Origin of the sequence: Mesorhizobium sp. M7A.F.Ca.MR.362.00.0.0, assembly GCF_004023175.1 — a bacterium.
Lineage (GTDB): Bacteria > Pseudomonadota > Alphaproteobacteria > Rhizobiales > Rhizobiaceae > Mesorhizobium.
Window position 1 is genome coordinate 1 of sequence record NZ_RZTF01000756.1, and the last position, 1,242, is coordinate 1,242.

The 1,242-nt window shown below is 56.3% G+C and carries 1 pseudogene; it reads left to right on the top strand.

Features of this window, described 5'->3' with window-relative positions:
• Positions 1-55 precede the first annotated feature (55 nt).
• Positions 56-1,242 (top strand): annotated as a pseudogene (locus tag EOC06_RS37450) (hypothetical protein); the annotation flags it as partial.

A 1,242-nucleotide genomic window follows, 5' to 3' on the forward strand; every position in this document is an offset into this window, starting at 1 on the left:
TGGTTGCACATAGCAGCCCAATCCAAGAATAAGAACAATCGGCAGGGAGATGGGAATGGTCACGAACTACCAGGATCAGATCGAACGGGTTTCGAGCGAAAGCCTCGACGTTTTCGAGAGAATTTCCAAGGACGCACGTTCGGCGCTTGGCGAGCCATACTCCACCGGCCCGACGGCGCTCGCCAGCGTGAACACCTTTACGTCAGGCGAAGCCGTCAGGGCCCTGGGCAACGTCGACAGCGCAAACCGCCGTGCTCTCGAACTGCTCGCCAAAGAACCGGCCATCGCCAGGGTGGTAGCACGTCAGGACGATGGAAAGATCGTCATCTATTACATTTGCCGTGGAACGGCTTCAGGAAGCCCCGGCGGAGACAAACGCTTCGCTGGACGCAATTCGTTGATGGGCCGGCTGGCGTCCTTGGATGTGGGCGACGATTTCGATATCCGAACCCCTGGTGGCGTTCAGTCTGTCGAGATCATCGAGAAGGCGATCCTTCATCCTCATGAGCGCCAGGGCCAGTGGGACTCGCGTAACTCCATTCTGGAGGGCGAATTCTACGGGCCCATTACCGTCATCTCCATGCTCGATGCACTCGCCGTGCATATTGCCGTCGGGGAAGATAGCTCCATCCTCGACAGTATTTTGGCTATCGATGAGCAAGCAACCAACATCATTGAAGGCATCCGGCGCAGTGTCATCACGAAGATGGGCCTGCGTGACCAACCGATCCTGGATCGCTATCAGGACGAGATTTTCCGGTTGCCCCTCAACAGTCAGTTGCTGATTATAGGACCGCCCGGCACGGGCAAAACCACGACCTTGATCCGGCGTTTGGGACAGAAGGTCGATCGTGTCTATCTTGATGACGATGAACGGCGCTTGACCGACAACAGCAGTGCCGACAATGCCGTGGATCACTCTCACAGTTGGCTGATGTTCACTCCCACGGACCTGCTCAAGCAGTATCTCAAGGAGGCCTTCGCGCGCGAAAACATTGCTGCGCCCGACCAGAAGATCGCGACATGGTCAAGCTTTCGGCAAGGCCTGGCGCGAAACAGGTTTCGCATCCTCAAAGCTTCTGACGGCGGCGGACCTTTCATCATGAAGGAAGGTGAATCCTATGTCCTTCCTGACGTGCTCAACAAGCAAACAGCTTGGTATGAGGATTTTGTAAGCTGGCAGGCCGGCGACTACTGGGAGGATTTAGGCGGTGCAGCCGACCTCCTTGAAAAGAATGGAAA